Below are 25,399 nucleotides of genomic sequence, written 5' to 3'. Positions count from 1 at the left end.
ATGCTAAAAATTGATATTTACGCCAAATCCAAACTCCCGTCTCCTCGGGTAACGGCCATCGTCCTCTCCCGGTGTCAGCGGATTGTTTGTACTGAATTCGGGATCGTAGCCCCTATAATTGGTCCATGTCAACAGGTTGCTTCCATAAACAAAAGCTGTAAGCCCTTTCATTTTTAATCTGTTGATCAACTGCGGATCGAAGGTATAGGCCAGGCGTGCACTTGACAGACGAACAAATGTTGCATCTTCGATATAAAGGCTATTTTGGTTAGTTTTTAGGTTTCCGCGGTTGTTTCTTTCCACATAATTTGGATATTTGGCCACATCGCCTGGTTTGCGCCATACATTATAGACCATATCCGGAGAGCCTGCTCCTGTGTTGGTCGGATAATTTTGACGTTGCAGCAGCGCATTATAAACTTCACCGCCAAAGGAACCATTAAAGAGTACATTTAGGGTAAATCGTTTGTATCTAAAGGTCTGCATAAAACCAAAATAGAAATCGGGTGTCGCGTTGCCGAGGATCATACGGTCTTCGTCATTGATCAAACTATCTTTCTTATTGTTAAGCCATTCAGCATCTCCACCTTTCAGTTTACCGTCGGGCGCATATAGCTGATGTACTGTACCCTGGTAATCACTACCATTGAAGGTATAGACTGCTTTTCCATCACGATACATGGGTTTGCCCTGATCGTCAAGTACAAGTGTCAATTTCTCCCAATTATCATTGTAGGCATTGGACTCGTCCCAGGCATACACCCCTAAATTGCGCCAGCCGTAGAAATTTCCGATACGGCCGCCTTCTTCCGCGTACCATTTATTGCCCGGGAAAAATGGGATTCCATCGGCCAGCTTCACAATCTTACCCCGTTCAAAAGAAATATTACCATTCACTTCCCAGCTGAAATCACGTGTTACAATTGGTTTTCCACTAATTACAAACTCCATTCCGCGGTTACGAATCGTTCCCAGGTTGACATTCACTTTTGCGTAACCGGTTTCCTTTGCAAGCTCTCGTGGATACAGTAAATCTGTTGTAGTCTTGACATAGTAATCTGCCGTAAATCCCAATCGTCCATTTAAGAAAGTAAGGTCTAAGCCCACATTGTTCTGGGTGGTTGTTTCCCATTTGATTCGATTATTTCCAAATGTACTGGTCAATGCAGCTCCGCCAACACCATTATAAGACCCGCCGAAGGCCACTTTGGTATACGATTCATAATCGCCGACCTTATCGTTTCCAAGCTGTCCAATGCTATACCTTAATTTAGCATCTACCAATGCCGGCTTCGCCCATTTCATGAAATTCTCGTCCGAAAAACGCCAGGCAGCAGATGCTGAGAGAAAGTTCCCCCATTTATTTGCTGCGCCGAACCGCGATGAACCATCCCTTCTGTAGGATCCCTGAACGAGATAACGTCCTTTGTAATTGTAGCCAACCCGGCTAAAAATAGAGGCAGATGCGTTGGCCGTTGCTGTGGTATAGGTTTTTGACGGCGTGAGGTAATCCGGAAAAGTCACCAGAACTTCCTCATTTACGCTATTCATATATTCAGAATGAAAACGGTCATAGCGTCTACGATCCGAACTGAACCCTAATAAGGCCGTCACATTATGGTCCTGTGCAAAAGTCTTGCTATAATTCAGATAGGATTGAAACTCCCAGGTGAACGTTTTATTAAACTCGTTTGTTCCGCTATTCTGATCCTTGTTTGCCGATAAAAAACGAGGTGAGAATTGGGTATTCTGTAAATTGTCCAACCGCACATTAAACAAGGTCGTAAATTTCAGGTCGTCCCGAATTTGATAATCTAACTGATTGTTCAATTGTCCGGAATAGGTTTCATCGATATTTTTTTCAAACAAGGCGTTGGCGACAGGATTTCGCTTCGAACCGATGTAACTTGTTAAAGAGCCATCGGGATAGTAAATTAAGGAATATGCCGGACGGTCCATCACGACACGGATCGTATTGCCGATGGGAATGGTATTGCCTTTTTGCCAGGAAAAAGAAATATTGTTGGAATACCTCAATTTGGATGAAAACTGATATTCAACATTGATACGTGACTGTAAACGCTTGGCGTAACTATTCAAGATGATCGATTTATCATCCAGGTAATTCAAACTGCTGTAGTATCGGAGATTTTTCTGACCACCGGAAACGCTCATCTTGATTTCCTTCTTTTGAGCAAGATTTCCCAACAAGAGTCTTTGTAAATCGTTATCCGAATTGAAACTTGGGTTGATGGAATCCGTATTGGTATTGAGGCCTTGAATATATCGGAAAGCCCTTACTTCAGCAGAGTTACTTACTGGGATATAATGAGCTAGACGGCCGAAAAGATGATTGTAATTAACATTAACCATGGGTCTTCCCTCTGATCCACGCTTGGTTGTGATAAGGATAACGCCATTGGCTGCACGCGATCCATAAATAGATGCCGAAGCAGCATCTTTGAGGACCTCGATATTCTCGATATCTGTTGGATTTATGGTGGCACCATCGGGGTTAATTACTCCATCGACCAAATATAAAGGACCATTTCCCCCATTCAACGTGGAGGTACCCCGCACCTGAATAGATCCTGTCGCCCCAGGTGCCCCACCACCGTCATTGACAATAAGGACTCCGGCAGCCTGCCCCTGTAAGGCATCGAAAAGGTTAATAGGCTGACGTTCTTCTATTTTCTTTGCGTTGACGGAAGAGATAGCGCCCGTAAGGTCACGTTTCTTTGCAACACCACCATAACCCGTAACAACAATCTCATCCAGCGCATTGTCACTATCTTCCAAGGTGACATCAAGTTGCCGCTGGTTACCGACAGTACGCTCCTGCTCTTTCATGCCCACTTGACTAAAGACAACGGTACTGGATGATACAACATCAAGCTGATACTTCCCCGTGGCATCTGTGCTTGTCCCCTGGCTTTTCCCTTTTATACGAACAGTGACTCCCTGCAATGCCTCTCCTTTTTTGTTGGTCACCTTTCCTGAAAGCCGAATGTTTTGTTGGGCAAAGACCGGTAAGCCTATACTCCCCAAGGCTAGAAATAGGAAGAGTACAAAGCACCCCATTTTTGTGATACTTTTTATCATAATAAATCAGTTTTTATGGCGATTGTCTATCATGAGAAGATGATCGATACCCCAGCCATGCATTTAATAAATTGGTTATTTTTTATAATCAGTTACCTCAAATATCAGTCTATCTGCGAGGTTAAACAGTGTATTTTTTGGTCTTTTTAGCGGTAAAAAATGGTTTTTAGGGGCTTAAAACATAGCTTATTGTTCAAAACAATATCATTGCCCCATAAATTCAAACTTTATTGTACCTATCGTATTCGGTTTATTTTTGGCTGGTGCCGAGATATCGCCTTCCAGTTTCCCGGACGCATTTCTTTTCAGGACTATCCTACGCCAAGAATAGGCCCCTTTTTCATAATCGAAACTCAGACCATCATCGTCATACAGGTTATACATCCCCTCCTTCTCCCCATAATGTCGGATAATCAGGTTCACTTTTTCTCCTGCTGCAGGCGCATGAAGCCGTGCTGTCGTCATTGGAATAATGCCACCATCTTTTACATAGACGGGTATCCGATCGTCTTCGGGTTTGGCAACGATTTCCTCGCCATTACCGACATAACGGCCCGAATAGAAATCATACCAGTTGCCCTTAGGCAAAAGCACCTTTCTAGTAGACTCGCCTGTAAATAAAGGCGCCACCAACAGATATTCACCACACATGTACTGATCTTTTATCTCCTTGTTTACCGCTTCCAGATAAGGATTTGTTTCCAGATCCTGATTGCTCAGGCTTGCGTTTGTTTGCCCCTGAAATCCCTCTTCCAGCACCATGGCCCGAAAGGGAGGTGCTCCTTCAAAATGATATTTTGCAAATTCAGAATAGAGGTAAGGCATCAATTCCATCCGCAACTGCGCATAGTACTTCACTTTTTCGGCCACTTCAGGAAAAGACCAGGGTTTTGTTCCGCTCGACCAAGCATTGATCATGGCCATTGGTGAGAATACAACAGTCTGGAAACGGCGCAACCATTCCTCGCCTGTTTTGGAGCCCCTTACCTCCGGTGTCCACAATACGCCGCAAAACCCGCTATTGACCAGTGCAGTGATAAAGTCCTGATGACTATAATAGTCGTTATAGATCACATAGGGCATATTGTTGGCTCCGGCGTTCGATGCACGCACCAGCCCAAACGTTCGTTTATTCTGCTGGCGGTATAGGCTGTCGGTCAATTTTTGTGCAAGTACACCATAGGTTTGCCGCATTTGTATCCCACTGATACCTGAGGGAAATTTGGCCATATCGGGCCATAGGTAGTAGTCGTAACCATCGACCTCGTCAATCTTATATCCGCTGATGCCAATATCGATCTGCGAACGGCTCAGTTGGCCTGCAAGGATGCGTTTTGCGTCTGCGTGATTCAAATCAGGAACGGTCCCATTCCATACTGTATGCGAACCGGTAAAAGGCTCAATAGATTTGCTAATGGGAGCGTCGGGTGAGACATACGGATTAGTCCAGAGGTTCAGGCGCACACCTTTATCGGCCAGTTTCTTTACCAAGGCTTCCGGATTTGGAAAACGTCCCTTATCCCATTCAAATGAGCAAGGGTAAGCCTTGGACTGCCAGCCGGGTTCGAGACCGATAAAATCAAGCGGGAAGCCATGTTCCTCAAATTCCGCCACCTCCTTAATCACCTCATCTGCCGTATAAAGCTTTTGTACACGTTGCGTAAAACCAAGCCCCCATTTCGGCGGCAGGGCACCACCACAAAAGAGATTATAGCGTTTTATGGCATCGAGCGGATTGATGCCTGCAAATACATAAACTTCGGCCCCTTCTGTAGGGACGTATACTTCCACCGCATCGGAGTAAGGCCGGGAGTTCCAACTTTTATCGGTATTGCGATCTTTTACTTCTGCTGGAACTTTAGCATCTTTCCGTACGCCTGTTCCCACATAATACGTTAAATATTGTGCTGAGTTGACCAATATACCATATCCTCTGGAAGAGACGTAGAACGGAACAGGTGCATGGGTGCGCCCATTATCTTTGCCACCGTAATGGTCGACATGCAGGTTAAGGATCTTCCCCCGCTGATGTACCGTCTGAAAATTAAGTCCCAGTCCGTAGATCTGTTCGTTTTTTTGCAGCGGGAACCGCAGGTATGTTTTACCATCGATCAGTTCGGCATGCACCTCCATCTTGGGCAATGGAAAATCGACAGATTGCAACCGTTCGAGGGTCGCAGCTTGAGGTGTAGCGCCCGCTGCAGATAGCAGCGTATAATTATCGGGTTTGCCAAATGTTCCTTTCCAAACACCGGGATATTGTTCCTGCCAACGAATAGGTTGTGCCGATGCTGCTGTCGCCAACAAAAGCAGCAAAATTGTCCATAATCTCATCATAGCTGGTTATTTTTTTAATAAAGCGTACACACACCATAGTATGGGCGCCTGGCCGTGCATATCCCCTGTTTTCTGTTTTCGATCAAGGTAGTACTGGTAATCATTTTTTCGGTTGGTACCTTCACAAACGTTGCTGATATCGCCATCTTTGTTGATGTAGCCCGTCAGAGCAATCCATGCCTTGCGTGCGATCGGCGTATACTCCTCCGCATCGAGCCATCCCTGTCTTATGCCCATAATAATGGCATAAGTGAACATGGCAGAACCCGAAGTTTCTACCCAGGATTCAGGTTTATCAATCAATTGCCCCCAAAGGCCGTCCGGACGTTGATACTTCTTTAGGCTTGTAATCATTTTGCGGTAAGCAGCCAATATTTTGGGTCTATTGGGGTTGTCTTTCTTTAATGAATACAGCAATTCACTCATTCCCGCAGCCATCCAGCCATTCCCGCGGCCCCAAAAGAAAGGCGCATCCGGTGCATGATAAAAAAGACCATTTTCCTTTTGAATGGTATCGAGGTAGACCACCATTTCATGGGCTGCACGATCAATATAGTGCTGATCTCCCGTTACCTGAAAGGCTTTTGATTGAATCATGGTAATCATATACATATCGTCAATCCAGTAGCGGGTCTGCCAGGTAAGTCCTTTATCGAGAAATTTCTGATAACTATCTTTTACAACCTGAGGGGAGTCAATCGGAATGGACCATTGTGCATTTGCAAAACGCATTCCCATGGTATAGAATTTTTTGTTTTTCGTTTGCAAATAGATTTCCAGCGGAACCGTTCCAAAGACGGAAAAGTCCACATGCCAAGGTCGCGGAACAAGGTGCTTTTCCGTGTCAAACAAGGGCATAAAACGTTGTGTCAATTGCGTCAACAATTTCTGATCATTGCTCACTTCGGCATACTTCAATGCCCCATACCAAGCACATACTTCGGGATAAGTAATGTTTTTTGGCGGAGCTGGCGGTTTAAAACTGTTATGCGGACTTGCCACAAAACGTTGAGCCACAAGATCACCTATTAATCTGGGGTCAGCCTGCGCTGGCCAATTAACCAGGTCTGTGCTTTGCGCAAATGCACAAAGAGACATGCAGACGCCAATACCCAGGAGTATGGACATACAGAACTGCTTCATCATCAGTTGGGTTTATAATTAAGTTATAAGCCAAATATCAGCAAGCCAGTCTGTATTAAGGGGGTAGTTTTTGTTCGTTTAGGTGGAAAGATTGGTAATGGATACTATCCGCATGGCGTCACTTTGCTTGTACAGTGTATACCGAAAGTTAGCAGGGTTCGTTTCGGCAGTTTAGTTGTACTGGATCAGCGCATTTATCGTACTTTTCTCTTTTGCCAATAGGCTTACGCAACGTTTGCGTAAACAGTGACTGTGCTATACCCGTGCTTAGGGAGTGCTTTACGCGTGCTTCATCCATTCAAGGGGATAGAACCGGAAAATCCTATAAATTCCTTCGCCTGCTTAAAAACAATAATGGAGATTATAAAATAAAAAATCCCCGACCTGTAAAGGATCGGGGATTTCTTTTGTCATTTAAATTAGGTCGGTATAACTTAATTAAAGATATAGCGAATACCTAACTGCATTTGGTATCTGGAATCAATACCAGTATTATTTCTGAAAGTCTGCTCTTTAAGATTTTGGCTAACAGTATAAGTAGGCTTATTGTTAGCCACACCCTGATATTGCATAAAGTTGGTAATATTAGGTGTTTTCGTAACCCCCCATTTGCTATTCAACAAGTTACCAACATTGATAATATCAAATGAAACTTGCAATCTGTGATTGTCTTTTGTCTTCAATACTTTAGACAATTCTTGCATGATACGGATATCAAAACGATTCATCCATGGATATTCAGCACCATTTCGTTCTGCGTATTGGCCTCTTCTTGTGCTTAAATATTTATCTTGATTAATATAAGCATCAAGACGTGTCCATTGTGCATCTGCAGTTTCAAGAACTTTCGTTTTATCCTTAGAATCCACAATATCAACTAAAGCGATATCTGCACGGTCTTTAGGCACATACATTAAAACATTTGAAAAACGTCCACTTCCATTAAGAATATCTCCACTAACTGTATAGTTAAATCGTGTCGCACCAAAAGTATCACCATATGGTCTACCTTCATACACTAAACCTATTCTTGTAGGTAATTGTGGCGTAATATTGAAATTAATATTTACTGCAGCAATGATTCTATTTCTCACCATGAAGCTTGAATAAGCCAATACCGGAGAATTTGGATTGCTTACAATGGCATTACCTGTATACGCAGAGTTTGCTTGAGAACCAGGATTTGAAGTAATATCTTTAGCGCTGCTGTAAGTATAAGCTACCATCGCATCACCATATTTTCCAAAACGTTTTTCCAACTGCGCAGTAAGACTATAAGCATTTCCTTTAGAAGTGTTATCTAAAACAATAGCACGTGTAATGGATGAATTGATCTGTCTTGCATTACCAGAGGCTAACCAATACGCTCTCGTATCTCCTGTACCCGAAAAGGTTCCTTTTGGATCTGACAAGTTTGCATCTCTATGGTAAACCTCATTGATCGATTTGGTATAAATCCCCTCTAAGGTCGCTTTCATATCCCATGGTAAGCTATATTCAACAGCAAGATTGGATCTCCAAATTTGAGGCATTTTGAAATCTCTCGAAGTCACGTCGATTTCATAAGTTGCTGGATTCTTACGATCAGCAGGCAAGTAAGCATTAGGATCTGGATTAAATGGTCTATTAACCGGTCCATCTTTAATATTTTCTAAAATATTTCCATACGTCATACCGGTTTGGCCAGCTTGGTTCGTTAACCATACCCCTGGGACACCACCTGTAAAAATACCCGTTCCTCCGCGTAATACAAAAGATCTATCTTGTCTGATATCCCAATCAAATCCCGCTCTTGGAGAAACTAATACGCGAGCTTTCGGTAAACGTGAAACATCAAGTTTTTCCCCGTTAGCAAATGTCATTCCCAATACTTTTTCATTAGTGACAATGTCTGTTGTATATACAGGAATATCTGCTCTCACGCCATAACTCAATTTAAAGTTTGGTTTTACAAACCACTCATCTTGTGCATAAAGTGCTATTGGCATCATACTGAAATCAGCTGAAGGCCTCTCATTTCCCGCAACGACAGAATAAGTTAATTGATATTGCGAAGGTTGGATGGTTTTATCACCTTTGGCAGCAGCTATAAAATCGTCCATATTTTTATAACGGAACTGACCACTTACAAACTGCGCAAAAGAATTACTATATTTTTGATAGTTCAATGACCCACCAAAGGTGAATGTATGTGCTCCTGCAAAAATATTGAAGTTATCAGTGATACTGAATAAATTTTGATTCAATTTGTTTAATCCAGAAAATGGTTCCTGTCCAAATGAAATGTAGTTTGCGCCACTTCCGTTTTCAATATCAACAGTTGGAAAAGCAGTTCCTAGAGGATCTCTAAAATCTCTAAATGCTGAATAAACGACTTGAATCTGATTTGCGTATTTACTATTGAAAGTGGAGTTTAACTCCGCTGTAATGGAATTGATATTATTGTTTTGACGATAGCGTAAATTGGAGAAAATCATCGAGGTGGTACTTGGTCCACGTCCCCTATTACTATTGGATCCACTTGGATTAATATCTCTATAGGAATCTAAGTGGTTATAACGAAGGGTAAATTTATGCTTTTCGTTAATATTCCAGTCGATTTTGGCGGTAATATTATTCGCCTTTTGATCATTATTGAATCCTTCATAAACGCCTGGATCGTATCCATAATTATCGATCAGAGTTTTCTTTACTAAATCTAAATCAGACGCCTTAACATTTGACTCATTTGCGCCACCAGTACCACGGTTCGCAAGGATATTAGAGCCGGGAGTTGTACGTTTCGTTGTCTCGCCATTTAAGAAAAAGAATAATTTATTCTTAATGATTGGACCACCAACGCTAAATCCAAGCTGGTTATTTTTATATGATTCTGTTTTTGGTAATTTCTCACCATCGACTTTATAGCCTTGTAAGTCTTGGTTTTTGAAATACCAATAAGCCGATCCAGTTACTGTGTTCGTACCAGATTTTGTAATCGCGTTGACACCTGCTCCAGTAAAGCCACCTTGTTTTACGTCATAAGGAGAAAGGTTGATCTGAATAGACTCAATTGCATCTAAAGAAAATGGTTGTGCATTTGTTTGTCCACCTGGAAGAGCGGATAAACCAAAAGCATTATTCATTTGAGCACCATCCAAAGTTAATGAGTTAAATAAACTATTTCTTCCAGCAAACGAGAAACCATCTCCTTGTGAGTTTGCTTGCGGGTTTAGTTTTGTCAAATCGGTGATACTTCTGGAAATAGCTGGCATTTCCTCGATTTTCTTTCTACCTACAATAGTTGAAACACCAGTTTTGGTTGCACCTCTGCGCGCCGTAACCGTAACTTCTTCCAAAGTTGTGTTTTTATCTGCAAAAACAGGATTTAACACAAATGGCTGTCCCAATTGTAAATAGACATCATTATAGATAATAGGGTCTTGTCCAACATAGGTAACTTCAATTTTGTAAGGTCCTCCAACACGCATGTTAGCTAAGTTGAAACGGCCTGCAGCATTGGCCGAACCTGTATAAACAGTTCCTGATGGCACGTGTGTAGCCTTAATCGTAGCACCCGAAGTTAGACTGCCGTTTGCTTCTTTTACAATACCTGTAACGCTACTTGTCGTAACCTGAGCTTGTACAGCACCATAGCTGGCCATAACAAGAGCGAAAAAGAGTAAAGATCTTTTCATATAATGTGATTTGTTAAAAAATGTTAAGCAAAATTACTAAGAGATTTCAAATTACAAAGGACTTAATATAAACTTAACACACTAAACCACACATACTTCATGAAATACAGACAAATTTTACTATATTAACATACAATTTATCAGCAAAAAAAACGTTGTAACATGTTTTAAACCAGCATTCCCCTCCGCACAAACTGTTCTAAAATAATTTTCCACATCAAATCCGCAAAAATCTTTTGTAACAACATTCTTCCATTCGGAATTTAACTTTTTAAAAATTTTTAACTAATTTCCTGTCAATCGAGACTTTTATTAAACAACTCAGTTTCTTGTCGAATTTGAGCCACTATAACCTATGCTGATCGAAAAAATCAAAACGATTGTATAGACGTGATGGTTTATATAAAAAATGTTTCAAAAACCGAGAACTTTTCAGAAATTCGCGCACCTAATAATTTATGCTTCATGGAAGACGGTATTCAAAATTCTTCTTTTCAAGAACCTGCAGACATTAAATTGTCCCATGCAGGGCTCTCCTTCTTGGCTTCAGCGGCCAAATGGGCCAATTTTTTGGCCATTGTCTGTTTTATTTTCATCGGCATTTCTGCCATAACCATGGTCAGCCTAATCTTCGGAGCCAGTGCATTATCACTCGGGGCCGACGAATATGTAACAGCCGGGGCTTTATCTACATTCGGTGTACTCTATCTCCTATTTCTTGCTTTTTTCTGCCTTCCCATCTATTTCCTGTATAATTTTGGATCAAAAGCAAAAAAAGCAATCGAGAATCGCGATAGCATCCAATTGGAGTTGTGCTTAGATGCACTCAAAAAACATTATAAGTTTATTGGCATCATAGTCATCATCACCATCGCTTTTAATTTTATGGGACTAGTCGTTGGTGTCGTACTCGGCATTAGTGATGCTTTTGCCGGCGTATAATATAGCCATAAATAACGCTTATAAAAAAGCGGAGTATGCTAGGTGCATACTCCGCTTTTTTTATTGTGTTTGTGTCTCGTCCTGAAATATCGATACACAAAAAAAATCGTTATGGAAGAAGGAACAAATTATGTAAAGCGGACTCAGCGTGATTACACTTTAACATTGAAGCTGAATGTCGTTAAAGAGATTGAATCGGGGAAATTGACACTCTCCCAAGCTCAAAAACAGTATGGCATCCAGGGAGATAGCACTATTCGCAATTGGTTAAAAAAATATGGTAACTTTGATTGGGAGAATCAAATACCATCCAATTTGGCAAAGTCACCAGAACAGCGCATTTTAGAACTGGAAGCCAAAGTCAGACTGCTGGAGAAGCAAAAGGCTCAACTTGAGCATCAGAATCACATCGCTGATTCCAAAGCGATCATCTTTGACATGATGATCGATATTGCAGAAAAAGAATATAAAATCGACGTAAGAAAAAACTTGAAACCCGCGCAATCAATCGTTTCCGGCAAGAAAAACAAGAAAGCCTAAGTTTTACTTGTGGATTGTTCGGGTTAGACAGGCAGGTGTATTATCGAAGGATCAAACGTATAGCCAGGAGCCAGGGTATAGCCGGGAAAATTGTGGACTTAGTTCATGAAATACGCACTACCCAGCCAAGAATAGGTACACGGAAACTTTACCATATGTTGGCAAGGGAGCTACGGGCATTAAAGGTGGGTAGAGACAAATTCTTTGATATTTTACGCGCCAACCATTTGTTAATTACACGTAAAAGAAGCTATCATACGACCACTATGTCACATCATAGATTTAGAAAATATCCGAATATTATTAAAGAAGTGGTTGTTTGCCGTCCCAATCAGGTTTGGGTAAGTGATATCACTTATATAGGAAAGCGAGAAAGCCCCTGTTACCTGAGTTTGGTTACAGATGCCTATTCGAAGAAAATTGTTGGCTTTGAGGTCTCACAGACCATGTGCACACCGCATGTTGTAAAAGCACTAAAAATGGCACAAAAACAAAGAAAAACAAACGAGCCGTTAATCCATCATTCCGACAGAGGAGTACAATATTGTGCAGAAGAATACCAATATTACCTAAGCAAGTACCAGCTCAGTTGCAGTATGACAGAAAACTCTGATCCTTATGAAAATGCCATCGCTGAACGAATCAATGGTATACTCAAACAAGAGTTCATGATTGATACCTATCATTTAGATCTACATTTGATGAAGCAGATCGTAGCTGAAGCAATCGATATCTATAATAATGACAGACCACATTGGTCTAATCATATGCTAACTCCAAATCAGATGCACATGAAATCAAACATGAACTTCAGAACTTATAAAACAAAAAACAGTAGCAACCTATCGGCTACTACTGTTTAAATTATTTATTTTTAATCACTGAAAACCCGTATCGATTTTTCAGGACTAGTCATGTTTGATTCTTTATTTTTTATAATATTTCATCGCGTTTGGAATCAATTTCTGAATATCCGCAATCCGTCGCTCATCACTCGGGTGCGTACTCAAAAACTCTGGCTGCCCTTTTTGACTACCCGATGCCATACGTTTCCAGAAATCTACAGCCTCATTTGGATTGTAACCTGCCAAAGCCATAATAATCAAACCTGCTGCATCCGCATCCGATTCATCGCTCCTCGAAAACTTTAACTGTGCCAGATTACCACCTAAACCATACAGATTGTTAAAAACACCGAGCGTACTGTTTCCAGATACCCCTGCCGCTGATCCTAAAATCTGTCCACCTAATTGTAAAGCAATCTGATTCGAAGCCTGAGCTACCGAATGCTCCTCAATAGCATGGGCGATCTCGTGACCCATAACTGTTGCCAACCCCGCTTCTGTACGTGTTACCGGCAATATTCCGGTATATACCGCAACTTTACCCCCAGGCATACACCATGCATTCACATCATCGCTCTTCACCAGATTAAACTCCCAGTTGAAGTTAAATTGATTTGCGCGGCCCGTACTTTGCAAATATTGGTTAACCGCCGTCGCTAGCTTGTTACCAACGCGTTTCACCATAGCTGCATCTGCAGTTCCGGTTACTACTTTCGCGCTATTTTTCGATAAGAAATCTTTATAAGCCAATGCAGCTTGTTGGTTCACTTGATCTGCACTGACCAATTTCAAATATTTTTTTCCTGTAACTGCTGAAGTTGCGCAACCTGACAACCCCGATGCCAGTGTTACACATGCTAATACCATAGCCGAATATTTAAACACTCCGTTCATATGTATATATTTTCTTTCAATGGCCATATGGAATATCCGTGCGCTGGCGATCGGCTTTAAGCTTTTCCAACATGGATATTTCACAATAAATTATTAAATACGTTATAGCGGATGCAATTATTGTGCCTATTCTTTTTCCTTCGACTTTTTCTTAAAGAGATAAATCTTGGATTCATGTCCCTTTAATAGGCGCTCTATATTCTTTTGGTGGGTAATTAACAACAAGATACAGATGGCTATCCCATAAAGCAGCACAGAAGGTATCGTTGTTTTAAAAATAAAGGCCAAACTAAAGGGAAATGCAAAACCTGCTGAAATGGAACCCAACGAAACATAATGTGTTGTCAGCAGGATGATGATAAACACAGAAACACAGACCAAAGCGGCAGGTGTATGTATGGCGAGGATCATACCACACAGTGTGGCCACCCCTTTTCCACCTCTAAATCCCGCAAACACAGGAAACAAGTGCCCCAATACCGCAATAACGCCAAGTGCCAACTGAAAGTTGACAAATTGGACATCGCTCGTATTTTGCCCCAGTTCTATTAAATAAGCCAGGTTTGTTGCTGTCCAGCCTTTAAATATATCTACAAACATCACGATCGATCCCGCTTTAGGGCCCAATACGCGAAAGGTGTTAGTCGCCCCAGCATTACCGCTACCATACTCACGAACATCTACCCCATAAAATGCCTGTCCCAACCAAACTGCTGTAGGTATGGATCCAAACAAATAAGCTAGTAATACTGCAGTTACTAAATAAATCGATATCATTAATTAAATCAGTTCTTATATTAATTTGGCCTTCAGACTAAGATCCAGGCTCCTTACACTGTGTGTCAAAGCACCTACTGAAATATAATCTACCCCAGCCTCCGCATACGATCGGATCGTGTCGAAAGTTATTCCCCCAGAGGCCTCTGTCTTGAATCGATGGTCAATAATCTGAACAGCTTTGGCTACATCCTGCGGCGAAAAATTATCTAACATGATCCGGTCCACTTCGCCAAAGTTAAGAACTTCATCAAGCTCCGCAAAATTTCGGACTTCAATTTCTATTTCTATTGGTTTATTTAGGTTCTTTCTGTAATCATTTGCACGTTTTAGCGCCGGCACAATACCACCACTATAGTCCACATGGTTGTCCTTAATTAAAATCATATCAAAAAGACCAAAACGATGATTGGTTCCACCTCCTATACGAACGGCCTCTTTCTCCAATACACGCAATAAGGGTGTGGTTTTCCGTGTATCCAAAACTTTCGTATCTGTACCTTTTAGAAGGTCTACATATTTTCGGGTAGTTGTCGCAATGCCGCTCATACGCTGCATGACATTCAGCACCAAACGCTCTGCCAGCAAAATACTTTGGATATTTCCCCTCACATAAAAAGCAATATCACCTACTTTAACCTGACTTCCATCCTGGATAAACACCTCACAGGCCAACGTATCGTCAATATAAGCAATAATCGCCTGTGCGACTTCAATCCCTGCTAAAATACCATTATCCTTAACAATCAATTTGGCTTCACCTTGCGCCCCAGCCTCAATCGTAGAAAGTGAGGTATGATCACCATCGCCCAAATCTTCCGCGACAGCCTTTTTTACAAACTGGGCCAGATAGTCCTTGATTTCCTTCTCCATAAATACTATTTATTGGGCTAAGATGTGGAATAATTTTTTAATCGAAAAATAGATTTATAAAAAAAGCATCGCTAGCTTTAATTTTTGTCGATTCTTAGCTCTTCAACAGAATGGTTATTATTTCCTACACCTATCTTTATAAAGACACGATAGTTGGCTTGTTCTGTGGCTAATGAAAATGTAAAATATTGATAGCCATTGTTCGCATTGCTGGCTTGGGTCAATTTAACAGTCTTGGGTTTATGCTGATTAAAAAATGCCGCCAACATAATTTCCGATTGGTATTTTGTATAAACACCATTCTCTCCCAAAATTGATAAGGTTAAGTTAGAACCGAAATACTTGGCCATATTTTTTGCATTACCTTCTTTCAAATACGATTTCAGTTCCTCCGAAATACTTCCTAAAGAATCATCATCACCTGGCAAAGCTACCTTTACCCCTGTATTTACTTCTTTCAAATAATGCCCGAAGGCCGCAGTGTGTACAAAAAGACTATTAATAAGTATAAATGCGCAATAGCTTAAAAATTTCATATAGCTCAACATATTATAGAACAGCTTCTATCATCCATATCAATCATTAGGTAGTTCTGCTTTTTAACCAAACATAAATTATGCCACAAACCTATAAAATTATTAGGGATTAACAAGGGAACTTTTTAAGATGCGTTGATAGATTCTAAAATTAAGATTATCTTTGTTATACGATGAATAAGAAAAAAGTTGCACTCATGATCCTAGACGGACTAGGATATGGAAAACATGATAAATCAAATGCAGTTGAAGCTGCAAACACCCCATTTTTAGATCATTTATTAGAGGCTTATCCCAATTCAAGCTTAGAGGCTTCGGGTGAAGCTGTAGGCTTACCTGCTGGACAGATGGGTAATTCGGAGGTTGGTCACATGAATCTTGGTGCCGGAAGAATCGTCTACCAAGAATTGGGTCGTATTCACAAGGCTGTCAACGACGGTGTATTCAATTCGGATCCGATCATTCAAGATGCATTTAAATATGCTTTAGAAAATAACAAAAAGGTACACTTTATCGGATTACTTTCCGATGGTGGTGTACACGCACATACTAAGCACTTAAAAGGCTTATGTGATGCTGCAAAACAGGCCGGCTTGACAAGCAACCAAGTTTTTATACATGCCTTTTTAGATGGCCGTGATACGGATCCAAACTCCGGCATTGGTTATGTTAAAGACTTACAAGACTATTTAAAGACGACAACAGGTACTTTTGCCTCTGCAATCGGTCGATATTATGCAATGGACCGCGACAACAGATGGGAACGCGTAAAATTAGCATACGATCTTTTAGTCAAAGCGGAAGGTGAAAAATCCAATGACCTTGTTGCATCGATCCAAAAATCATACGACGAAGGTGTAACCGATGAATTTGTGAAACCAATTGCATTGGTAGATGCAAATGGTGCGCCAGTGGCAACAATCCAAGAAGGTGATGTTGTATTCTGTTACAACTTCAGAACAGATCGTGGCCGCGAGATTACAATTGCGTTGACACAAAAGGCATTTCCAGAATATGATCTACAACCATTAGATCTATATTATGTGACAATGACATCTTACGATGAAACATTCCAAAATGTCAGAGTGGTATTCCAAAAAGATAACTTGACCAATACCTTGGGTGAAGTGTTGGAAGCAAACCATAAAACACAAACGCGTATTGCCGAAACAGAGAAATATCCGCACGTGACATTTTTCTTTTCAGGAGGTCGTGAACAACAGTTTGAAGGTGAAAACCGCTTGCTAGTTCCATCACCAAAAGTAGCGACTTACGATCTTCAACCAGAGATGTCTGCTAAAGGAATTACAGAAGCTATCGTCAACGACATGGAGACCCTTCAACCAGATTTTATCTGTCTGAATTTTGCAAACCCAGACATGGTAGGTCACACCGGTGTTTTTGAAGCTGTCATAAAAGCAGTAGAAACTGTTGATCAATGTACAAAAACGGTTGTTGAAACAGGCCTTAAAAATGGTTATTCCTTTATTATTTTGGCCGATCACGGTAACTCCGAGTTTATGGTCAATGAAGATGGATCGCCAAATACGGCACACACCACCAATTTGGTTCCGTGTATCTTAATTGACGATCAGTATAAGAAAATAGCAGATGGTAAATTAGGTGATATTGCCCCGACCGTCTTACAGCTTTTAGGCGTCAATATCCCCGTTGAAATGACAGGAAATGTATTGGTATCAGAATAATAATTTACTTAAAAATAGCAGCAGAGCACTTTCCCTTCTTACGGGCAGTGCTCTGCTTTTTTGGAGCTGTGGATCGCCATCCGCAACAAAAAAAACACAAAAATCTACAGCTATATTTTCTGTCGATTCGTTTTTTAATGCCGAAGTCAATCGCTTGCAGCAGCTCAATCCCGCAGTTCTGAAATCTGTCAGCAAAGACGGTGAGAAAGAGCAACGCGAACTAAAAATTGGCAGCTGGAAAAATGAACTCTCCGCTTTTCAAGCTGCCGATATCAGCAAAAACTTCGATCCATCACTGTATGAAGTCAAAGCTGTAGACTGTGTAACAGAATTTACAGCTAAAAAGAAAGAACTGCAGATACAGAAACTGCGCATCGAGTTTGACAAAAACGAAAAGGTAAAACACATCCATATCGATAAAAAGATAACAAATACCTTATACGATAGTCAAGAAAAATTAGACTATTACAGCGACTCGCTGTATCGAATTGTCAAACTGCAGGATGTCCAAGGTTTGGATGCCAATCAATACGAAATTGAAGGCAAGTTTATTCCTTCCAAAAAATAGACCGCCTGATCAGTACCATACACAGCGCCCTCAAGAATAGCATCCATTTTTGAGGGCTTTTTCGTAAATTCAGTTTATCTTTTAAGCGGACATTTATACAATGTCACAACAATAATAAATGCAACACAATTGCTTTATATTTTATTTTCCTTATCTTTGACCAGATTAACACAATAACTCAACGGATAAATGGGTTTAAACGTAGTGATTTCAGCGTGAAAGATATCTCCTTGAACAAATTCGCAGCATTAATGCTCTTAATGACCTTCTTAATTGGTCAGTTCATTGTGTATACCCATGCGCATCCACAAACTGCACTCAGTATCGTAGACAGTCCTGCAAAAAAACACCATGCAGACCATCCGAAGTGTTCCATCTGTGATCAAAATTCACATCCACAAATTGTTTTTCATTTTACGCTAAGCGAATTAATACTCCCGACACGCCAGGTCGAATTTGGCCTGTTTATCACGGGAGATCAAATTATTCGATCACTGCTTTCTGGCAATCGTGGTCCCCCCATCTGTTAGTTTTTACATAAGTCCAATAATGTTATTCATATACTCTTCTCATTATTGCGACAAACGACTTCATAAAAGTTTTTGGAACTCCACAATCTCAAGAATTCATACGATGAGTTATTGGACTGCTGTTTTCCTCGATGTTATATACGTAAAAATTATTCGTACAGATGAAACTTAAAATTATAGGCTGCATTTTTATGCTTGTCTCCTATTTCTCCATATTTCCGGCCCTTGCCGCAACAATTAGCGGTAAAGTAACGGACGCCAAAACAAATCTTCCCATTGCTGGTGCTACGATATCACTGCAACAACTGCGTTCGAGCACCGCATCTGACCAACAGGGTCATTATAGCTTCAAATCACTTCCTTCAAGTGGACGCTACTTGGTTGAGGTCCGTTTCTTGGGTTATCAGTCCGTTGTCAAGGCCGTCGATCTAACTTCGGAAAATCTTTCCCTTGATTTCGCCCTAACCGAAAGTATTATTGAAACCAATGAAGTCGTCGTTACAGGTACACTGGTCACTTCGCAGAGCCGTCGCAACAGTACCTCGGTTGCTGTAATCTCCAAAGATGAACTACAGGGAAATGCAACAAATCTTATTGACGCGCTGGCCCGACAAGTTCCCGGACTAAGCCAGATCACAACAGGACAAGGCATTTCAAAACCCGTTATACGGGGCCTTGGTTATAACCGTGTCGTCACGGTGAGCGATGGTGTCAAACAGATGGGACAGCAATGGGGTGACGAACATGGTATTGAAATCGACCAAAATCAACCGGATCGTGTGGAGGTCCTGCGTGGTGCAGCCTCTTTGATGTATGGATCTGATGCTATTGGCGGTGTAATCAATGTGCTTGAACCAAATGTTCCTACAGCTGGGCAAATTAAAGGTGAAGTATTGAGCAGCTACTCCACCAACAACGGACTAACCAATAGTTCGGTTATGCTTACCGGTAATGAAAATGGTTTCGTATGGCGTGGGCGTGGTTCTTATCAAAATGCCTATTCTTATAATACGCCGGCAGGCCGATATGGCAATAGTGGTTTTAATACCAGTAATTTCAGCGGTATGCTCGGGCTAAACAAGCAATGGGGCTACTCTCATCTGAATTTTTCGTACCTAAAAAATAATATCGGCTTTTACGATGCCGAACCTGGTGACCCGCTTTACATAAACTCAAAAAGCCGGACCTTAGATTTCCCCAAGCAGGACATCCGCCATTACAAACTGGCCCTCAACAATAACTTTATCATCGGTTCCGGTAGTTTAAAACTTGATCTGGGCTATCAAAAAAATCAACGTCGGGAGCTTGAAGAAGCGACACCTTCCCTATTCTTTGACCTGAATACATATTCACTTGACGCAAAATATTCGTTGAGTGAAAAAAATGGCTGGCAACATGTATTTGGTATTAGTGCTAGCCAGGAACACAGTTTGAATAAAGGTGTTGAATTCTTAATTCCGGCCTATGATCAGTTGGAATTGGGCGCTTTTGGCTATGCAAAGAAAACCTGGGGCGAAAATACTTTTAACGTTGGATTACGCTATGACTATGTCAACAACAAAGGCAAACAACTCTTTATTGAAGACGAAGAACAGTTCGCTGGTTTTAAAAATAGTTTCAGCAATGTTAGCGGAGCGCTTGGATATACCCATATTTTCAGCGAAGACCTCAATTTCAAAGCAAATGCCGGTTCGGCTTTTAGAGCACCTAATCCGGCAGAATTAGGTTCCAATGGGGTACACGAAGGAACGTACCGCTATGAAGTGGGAAATGAACATCTGAAACCTGAACGAAGCTACCAAGCGGATGCAACGCTCGAGTTTGGACATAGCATCGTTACTGGAAGTATCGGAATCTATGAAAACTATATCCACAATTTTATTTATGCCTCAACAACAAAAGGCGACACGAAAACCGTGGTGGGCGAAGATGGCGATGCGCATACCTACGACGTATATCGCTATGGCCAGGTCAATGCCAATCTTTACGGTGTCGAAGGAAGCCTGAATTTTCACCTGTTGAACTGGATACACCTGGATAATACATTTAGCTATACCCATGCACAGAACAATACCTTTAGCAGACCCTTGGCATTGATTCCAGCAGGTGTTGTACACAATACACTGCGTCTTGAGCCCAAGATTAGCGGCCTGAACGCTTTCTACGTTTCTGTGGGGCTGGACAATTATTTCAAACAGAACCGCATTGATGAAACGTTCGAGACTCCAGCGGACTCCTACACTTTATTGAATGCAGGAATCGGGACGACATTACATCTCGGATCGCAACAGCTCAAAGTATTTGCAGCAGCTTCAAACTTGACCAACAAACGTTATTATGATGCATTGAGCCGATTGCGCCCAGGACGTCTTTCACAGGAAGACACGAGCTTTGGTGTCTACAATATGGGGCGGAACATCACCTTCGGGGTGTATCTACCATTGCGTATAAAGTAAATTAATCGTGATAATAAATGATCGTGAAACGGATTAAGAATTAGTCCATAATAAAAATAGAAAAGCGGGATCTTCAATATCCCGCTTTTCTATTTTATACTTATTTGGGGTCATCTGCTGTTGCTTCCCTTGCCAAGGCCACTTCATCGGGCATGGCTTCCAAGGAGGAATCCAACGCAAACAAGGATTCATCTGAAGCTCGGTCACCACCAGCGATTTTCAGTTTATCAATCAATTCCAATGCTAACTTCTCTTCCTCGATCTGCTCCTTGACAAACCACTGTGCAAAGTTCCATGTTGCCCAGTCCTTCTGGGCCATCGCTAAATTGACAATGTTATAGATCGCTTCGGTATTATCGACTTCGTGTTTAAAAACGCGATTAAAGCATTCGGTCAGCGATTGCGGATCCGCGGGCGGCGCTGCAATAGCCTGTATTCTGGGGCGGCCACCTCTTTCCAGAATATAACCCATAATTTTAGTCATGTGATTTCGCTCTTCTTGGGCATGTCTATACAGAAAATTGGCGATTCCGCCATAACCCTGATCATCTGCCCATACCCCCAACGCCAAATAAATCTGTGCAGCCTCAGCCTCTTTTGTCATCTGACTGATTAAAATTTCCTGCATTTCCTTTGACAATCGATTCGTTTCCATAATATTCATTTTGATTTAGGAAAAGAACAGTTTCAGTGCCTAATTCGTTTGAAATTTATCAAAGTAAAAACTGTCAAAACTCACCCCTCGAAATGAAAGTGGATCTCATTTGTGACAGGCATATTCCGACCGTTACATTCCAACAAGTACATTTCAACCGGCACAAAATCAACAGGCACAAAATCAACAGGTACAAAATCAATAGGTACAAAATCAATAGGCACAAAATCAATAGGTAGAAAATTAATAAGCATAGAAAAAGGGAATACCAATGGTATTCCCTTTTTCTATGCTTTTATAGCGATACTATTTCAAGTTATCTCTATATACTTTCGCTTTTTTGATTTCTGTTTGGATATCTTTTTTCGATGCATCAAAGCTCAACACTTTTTCGTAATCCTTGATTGCATTGTTATAAGCGTCAGTTGCCATTGCCTTATTGTAGTTAGGGGTACCCTCTGTTCCGATCAAGATACCTAAATCACGATTAGCGATCGCTCTATTTTGATAGAATTTCGAATCGGTAGGCGTAATGGCAATTGCTTTTGAATAATCTTCAATAGCTACTTTCAACAACTGTTCTTTATTCGCAACAGATGTTTTGTTCGTTGATTGAACAGCCAGATTGTTTGTTGCTTTCGCTTTGAAGTATAGCGCATTGGCATTTTTCCCGTTTAATGCAACTACTTTTCCAAAAGTTTCAGCTGATTTTTTATAGTCACCATTTTGAAATTGAGAATATCCCAACATATATAATACGTCCGGATCTTTCCCTTCCTGAGGGAGGGCTTTAGTCAAGTATGACTCTGCATTCTTGAAATCACCATCCAAAAGAGCTTTCTGCCCCATTCTCACATTAGCGTTGCTATGCTCAGCCTGTTTTGGTTGTTGTGCATTCGCGCTAAAAGCAACTAAAGCAAAAACCCCAGTAAACAAACCCAATTTAAATGATTTTAAATTCATATCTAAATAGTTACGTTTTTATATTCACTCTTTAATGATCACTTGTGATCGTTTCTACATCTGTAAAAAAGCATCCGATTGATTTCTTTAAACTTAAAAACTGCCATCGGCGCCCTTTCACATTCCAATATTACAATTATTATGCCTATTTCTCCAACAAATGGCAGATAAATTTTATTTAACCTGCCTTTTTTTCCTATTCTAGAAAATAGATTTGTAATTTTGCTCACTTTTAGCAATTGGCACTTCCCTTGCAATATAGGGGAAACAACAATAGAAGCTTAAAATTTGAAAGTCAGCCGTCAACATGTCAGCGACTGCCAAATACACAAAATAAATACTATGAGCAAATTCGAAACTTTTGATTTCAGTCAAGCAATTCCAATCGTTGCAGAGGATACCGAATTCTTCCCCCTACTTACACAAGAGGATGAAGATAATATGGCGAATGCTGAAATTCCAGAAGCATTGTCTATTTTGCCTTTACGTAATACCGTATTATTCCCCGGTGTTGTCATTCCGATTACCGTAGGTCGAGATAAGTCCATCAAATTGGTCAAAGAGGCCTATAAAGGCAGTAAGACTATCGGTGTTGTCTCTCAAAAGGATATGACAGTAGAGGACCCAGGATTTGAAGAACTAAATAAAGTGGGCACGGTAGCTCATATCATTAAAGTGCTCCAAATGCCGGATGGTAATACCACCGTCATCATCCAGGGAAAACAGCGGTTCAACTTGTTGGAGATTGTGGAAACCGAGCCTTATTTAAAGGCACGTGTGGAGAAATTCAACGAGGCAAAGCCGAAGATGACCAAGCACTTCAAAGCGACCATTTCCACTTTAAAAGAAATGGCGCTGCAGATCATCCAACTGTCGCCAAACTTACCTAGTGAAGCTGGTATCGCTATCAAAAATATTGAAAGCCCTTCTTTTCTGATCAACTTTATTTCGTCGAATATCAATGTCGAAATGACAAAGAAACAGGAGCTGCTTCAAATACCTAAAGTAGAGAATCGTGCCAAACTTTTATTGGAGCTGTTGACGACAGAAATCCAGATGCTGGAACTAAAACACCAGATCCAGAATAAAGTACGCGTCGACCTTGACAAGCAACAACGTGATTATTTCTTGAACCAACAGCTTAAAACAATTCAGGAAGAGCTGGGTGGAAACACGCCCGATCTTGAGCTGGAAGAGCTTAAAAAACGGGGTAAGAAAAAGAAATGGAATGTTGATGTTGAAAAACATTTCACAAAAGAACTCGAAAAGCTATCGCGTATCAATCCTGCCGCTGCAGATTATTCTGTACAACTCAATTACCTTGAGCTACTACTTGATCTACCCTGGAATGAAACAACAAAAGACAATTTTGATTTAAACAAAGCACAAAAAGTGCTCGATAAAGATCATTATGGGCTTGAGAAAGTAAAAAAACGTATCATTGAATATCTTGCGGTATTGAAATTAAAAAATGATATGAAAGCACCTATTCTTTGTTTAGTAGGCCCTCCGGGAGTCGGTAAAACCTCTTTGGGAAGATCTATTGCCAAAGCATTGGGGCGTAAATATACCCGTATGGCCTTGGGTGGTGTACGCGATGAAGCAGAAATCAGAGGACACCGTAAAACTTATATCGGCGCAATGCCGGGCCGCATCATACAGTCACTGAAAAAAGCAGGAGCAGCAAATCCGGTTTTTATTTTGGACGAAATCGATAAAATGAGCGCGGACTTCAAAGGAGATCCTTCGTCGGCCTTATTGGAAGTATTGGATCCGGAACAAAACACACATTTCTATGATCATTATGTCGAAATGGAGTTTGACCTTTCCAAAGTAATGTTTATTGCGACCGCCAATTCCTTGAGTTCTATTCAACCTGCGTTATTGGATCGGATGGAAATTATCGAAGTGAATGGTTATACCATCGAAGAGAAAATCGAAATCGCGAAAAAGCACCTTTTGCCAAAACAACGCGAAATGCATGGAATGGCAGCCAAAGATGTGTCGTTAAAAGCTAAGATCATCGAACAGATTATCGAGGATTACACACGTGAATCTGGTGTCCGCGGATTAGAAAAAAAGATCGGCTCCGTGGTACGTGGTATTGCAACACGCATTGTCATGGAAAAGGATTATAGTCCGAGTATCAACGAACAGGATTTGCTCGATATCCTGGGTGCTCCAATATTTGATAAGGACATCTACGAAAATAACAATGTTGCCGGTGTTGTAACGGGTCTGGCCTGGACTTCCGTAGGTGGCGATATCTTATTTATAGAATCTTCGCTGAGCCCCGGAAAAGGACGTTTGAGCCTGACAGGTAATTTGGGTGATGTCATGAAAGAATCTGCGTCGATTGCACTAGCCTACCTGAAAGCCCACGCTTCGGATTTCGGCATTAACTATCGCGTTTTTGACCATTGGGATATCCATATTCACGTTCCTGCGGGCGCCATTCCAAAAGATGGTCCCTCAGCTGGCATAACAATGCTTACCGCACTGACATCGCTATTTACCCAACGTAAAGTGAAGGAAAAATTAGCCATGACAGGTGAAATTACTTTACGTGGAAAAGTATTGCCTGTTGGCGGTATTAAGGAGAAAATCCTTGCCGCAAAACGTGCGAACATCAAAGATATTATCCTTTGTAAATCCAATGAAAAAGACATCTTGGAAATCAAGGAAGATTATATCAAAGACATGCAATTCCACTATGTGACTGAAATGTCGCAGGTGATCAAACTCGCGCTATTGGAAGAAAAAGTAACTGGTGCCATCGATCTGGCTCAAGATATAGAAAATACCAAAAAAGAGAATTAATAGATACCCGAAAGGTTTTGAATAGAAAGGGGTTG

Annotated in this window: 19 protein-coding genes; 8 read left to right on the top strand and 11 right to left on the bottom strand. The window is 41.1% G+C overall.

The genetic code is table 11. The annotated features are described in order from the left end of the window. Positions 1–3 precede the first annotated feature (3 nt). From OK025_RS13610 to OK025_RS13595, 4 genes are all read right to left on the bottom strand, one after another. The gene (locus tag OK025_RS13610) at positions 4–3,102 is read right to left on the bottom strand and encodes a TonB-dependent receptor (RefSeq protein ID WP_317664468.1); all 3,099 of its coding nucleotides are present in this window, start codon (positions 3,100–3,102) and stop codon (positions 4–6) included. Between the two features lie 204 nt (positions 3,103–3,306). After that, entirely contained in the window at positions 3,307–5,439 is a 2,133-nt protein-coding gene (locus tag OK025_RS13605; protein WP_317664467.1) for a TIM-barrel domain-containing protein, read from the bottom strand. A 6-nt stretch (positions 5,440–5,445) separates the two neighbouring features. Then, positions 5,446–6,585 carry a glycoside hydrolase family 105 protein gene (locus OK025_RS13600; protein WP_317664465.1) on the bottom strand — a complete coding sequence of 380 codons (1,140 nt, stop codon included), beginning with the start codon at positions 6,583–6,585 and terminating at the stop codon, positions 5,446–5,448. 431 nt (positions 6,586–7,016) lie between these two features. Further along, positions 7,017–10,259: a TonB-dependent receptor gene (locus OK025_RS13595; RefSeq protein ID WP_120336253.1), complete on the bottom strand. Its 3,243-nt coding sequence runs from the start codon at positions 10,257–10,259 to the stop codon at positions 7,017–7,019. 465 nt (positions 10,260–10,724) lie between these two features. Here OK025_RS13595 and OK025_RS13590 point away from each other — a divergent pair, with 465 nt between their 5' ends. The 3 genes from OK025_RS13590 (at position 10,725) to OK025_RS13580 (ending at position 12,604) form a co-directional block, all read left to right on the top strand. Continuing rightward, the gene (locus OK025_RS13590; RefSeq protein ID WP_317664463.1) at positions 10,725–11,201 is read left to right on the top strand and encodes a hypothetical protein; all 477 of its coding nucleotides are present in this window, start codon (positions 10,725–10,727) and stop codon (positions 11,199–11,201) included. Positions 11,202–11,312: 111 nt separating this feature from the next. Further along, positions 11,313–11,741: a helix-turn-helix domain-containing protein gene (locus tag OK025_RS13585; protein ID WP_317664461.1), complete on the top strand. Its 429-nt coding sequence runs from the start codon at positions 11,313–11,315 to the stop codon at positions 11,739–11,741. A gap of 14 nt (positions 11,742–11,755) precedes the next feature. Further along, on the top strand, positions 11,756–12,604 hold the full coding sequence (locus OK025_RS13580) for an IS3 family transposase (RefSeq protein WP_317664459.1): 849 nt from the start codon (positions 11,756–11,758) through the stop codon (positions 12,602–12,604). 63 nt (positions 12,605–12,667) lie between these two features. On the opposite strand, the gene OK025_RS13575 is transcribed toward OK025_RS13580, so the two are convergent. The 4 genes from OK025_RS13575 to OK025_RS13560 form a co-directional block, all read right to left on the bottom strand. Next, positions 12,668–13,453 (bottom strand): M48 family metallopeptidase, encoded by a 786-nt coding sequence (locus OK025_RS13575; protein ID WP_317664458.1) that lies wholly within the window; start codon positions 13,451–13,453, stop codon positions 12,668–12,670. 153 nt (positions 13,454–13,606) lie between these two features. Continuing rightward, positions 13,607–14,257 (bottom strand): glycerol-3-phosphate 1-O-acyltransferase PlsY, encoded by a 651-nt coding sequence (plsY, locus tag OK025_RS13570; protein ID WP_145329740.1) that lies wholly within the window; start codon positions 14,255–14,257, stop codon positions 13,607–13,609. Positions 14,258–14,272: 15 nt separating this feature from the next. Further along, positions 14,273–15,130 carry a carboxylating nicotinate-nucleotide diphosphorylase gene (gene nadC, locus OK025_RS13565; protein ID WP_317664456.1) on the bottom strand — a complete coding sequence of 286 codons (858 nt, stop codon included), beginning with the start codon at positions 15,128–15,130 and terminating at the stop codon, positions 14,273–14,275. Positions 15,131–15,207: 77 nt separating this feature from the next. Further along, positions 15,208–15,666, bottom strand: coding sequence for a DUF4783 domain-containing protein (locus OK025_RS13560; protein ID WP_317664454.1), 459 nt, complete (start codon positions 15,664–15,666; stop codon positions 15,208–15,210). 173 nt (positions 15,667–15,839) lie between these two features. On the opposite strand from OK025_RS13560, the gene gpmI reads away from it, so the two are divergent. The 4 genes from gpmI (at position 15,840) to OK025_RS13540 (ending at position 20,926) form a co-directional block, all read left to right on the top strand. Beyond that, positions 15,840–17,372, top strand: a complete 1,533-nt coding sequence (gene gpmI, locus OK025_RS13555) for a 2,3-bisphosphoglycerate-independent phosphoglycerate mutase (protein ID WP_317664452.1) — start codon at positions 15,840–15,842, stop codon at positions 17,370–17,372. Continuing rightward, positions 17,353–17,940, top strand: coding sequence for a hypothetical protein (locus OK025_RS13550; RefSeq protein ID WP_317664450.1), 588 nt, complete (start codon positions 17,353–17,355; stop codon positions 17,938–17,940). The genes gpmI and OK025_RS13550 overlap by 20 nt, the downstream gene beginning before the upstream one ends. A gap of 215 nt (positions 17,941–18,155) precedes the next feature. Beyond that, positions 18,156–18,470, top strand: coding sequence for a hypothetical protein (locus OK025_RS13545; protein WP_317664448.1), 315 nt, complete (start codon positions 18,156–18,158; stop codon positions 18,468–18,470). 161 nt (positions 18,471–18,631) lie between these two features. After that, positions 18,632–20,926, top strand: coding sequence for a TonB-dependent receptor (locus tag OK025_RS13540; protein WP_317664446.1), 2,295 nt, complete (start codon positions 18,632–18,634; stop codon positions 20,924–20,926). Positions 20,927–21,026: 100 nt separating this feature from the next. Here OK025_RS13540 and OK025_RS13535 read toward each other — a convergent pair whose 3' ends face one another. The 3 genes from OK025_RS13535 to OK025_RS13525 form a co-directional block, all read right to left on the bottom strand. Continuing rightward, complete coding sequence (locus OK025_RS13535; RefSeq protein WP_317664444.1) at positions 21,027–21,581, bottom strand: ferritin; 555 nt, start codon at positions 21,579–21,581, stop codon at positions 21,027–21,029. A gap of 80 nt (positions 21,582–21,661) precedes the next feature. Then, positions 21,662–21,835: a hypothetical protein gene (locus tag OK025_RS13530; protein WP_317664442.1), complete on the bottom strand. Its 174-nt coding sequence runs from the start codon at positions 21,833–21,835 to the stop codon at positions 21,662–21,664. A gap of 52 nt (positions 21,836–21,887) precedes the next feature. Further along, positions 21,888–22,544 (bottom strand): tetratricopeptide repeat protein, encoded by a 657-nt coding sequence (locus tag OK025_RS13525; protein WP_309362354.1) that lies wholly within the window; start codon positions 22,542–22,544, stop codon positions 21,888–21,890. Between the two features lie 342 nt (positions 22,545–22,886). Between OK025_RS13525 and lon the strand changes: the two genes are divergently transcribed. Continuing rightward, complete coding sequence (gene lon, locus OK025_RS13520) at positions 22,887–25,364, top strand: endopeptidase La (protein WP_317664439.1); 2,478 nt, start codon at positions 22,887–22,889, stop codon at positions 25,362–25,364. The last annotated feature ends 35 nt before the right edge of the window (positions 25,365–25,399 follow it).

Origin of the sequence: Sphingobacterium sp. UGAL515B_05, from assembly GCF_033097525.1 — a bacterium.
Taxonomy (GTDB): Bacteria; Bacteroidota; Bacteroidia; order Sphingobacteriales; family Sphingobacteriaceae; genus Sphingobacterium.
Note: the sequence above shows the minus strand (reverse complement) of the source record. Positions and strands in the feature narration are given on the sequence as shown.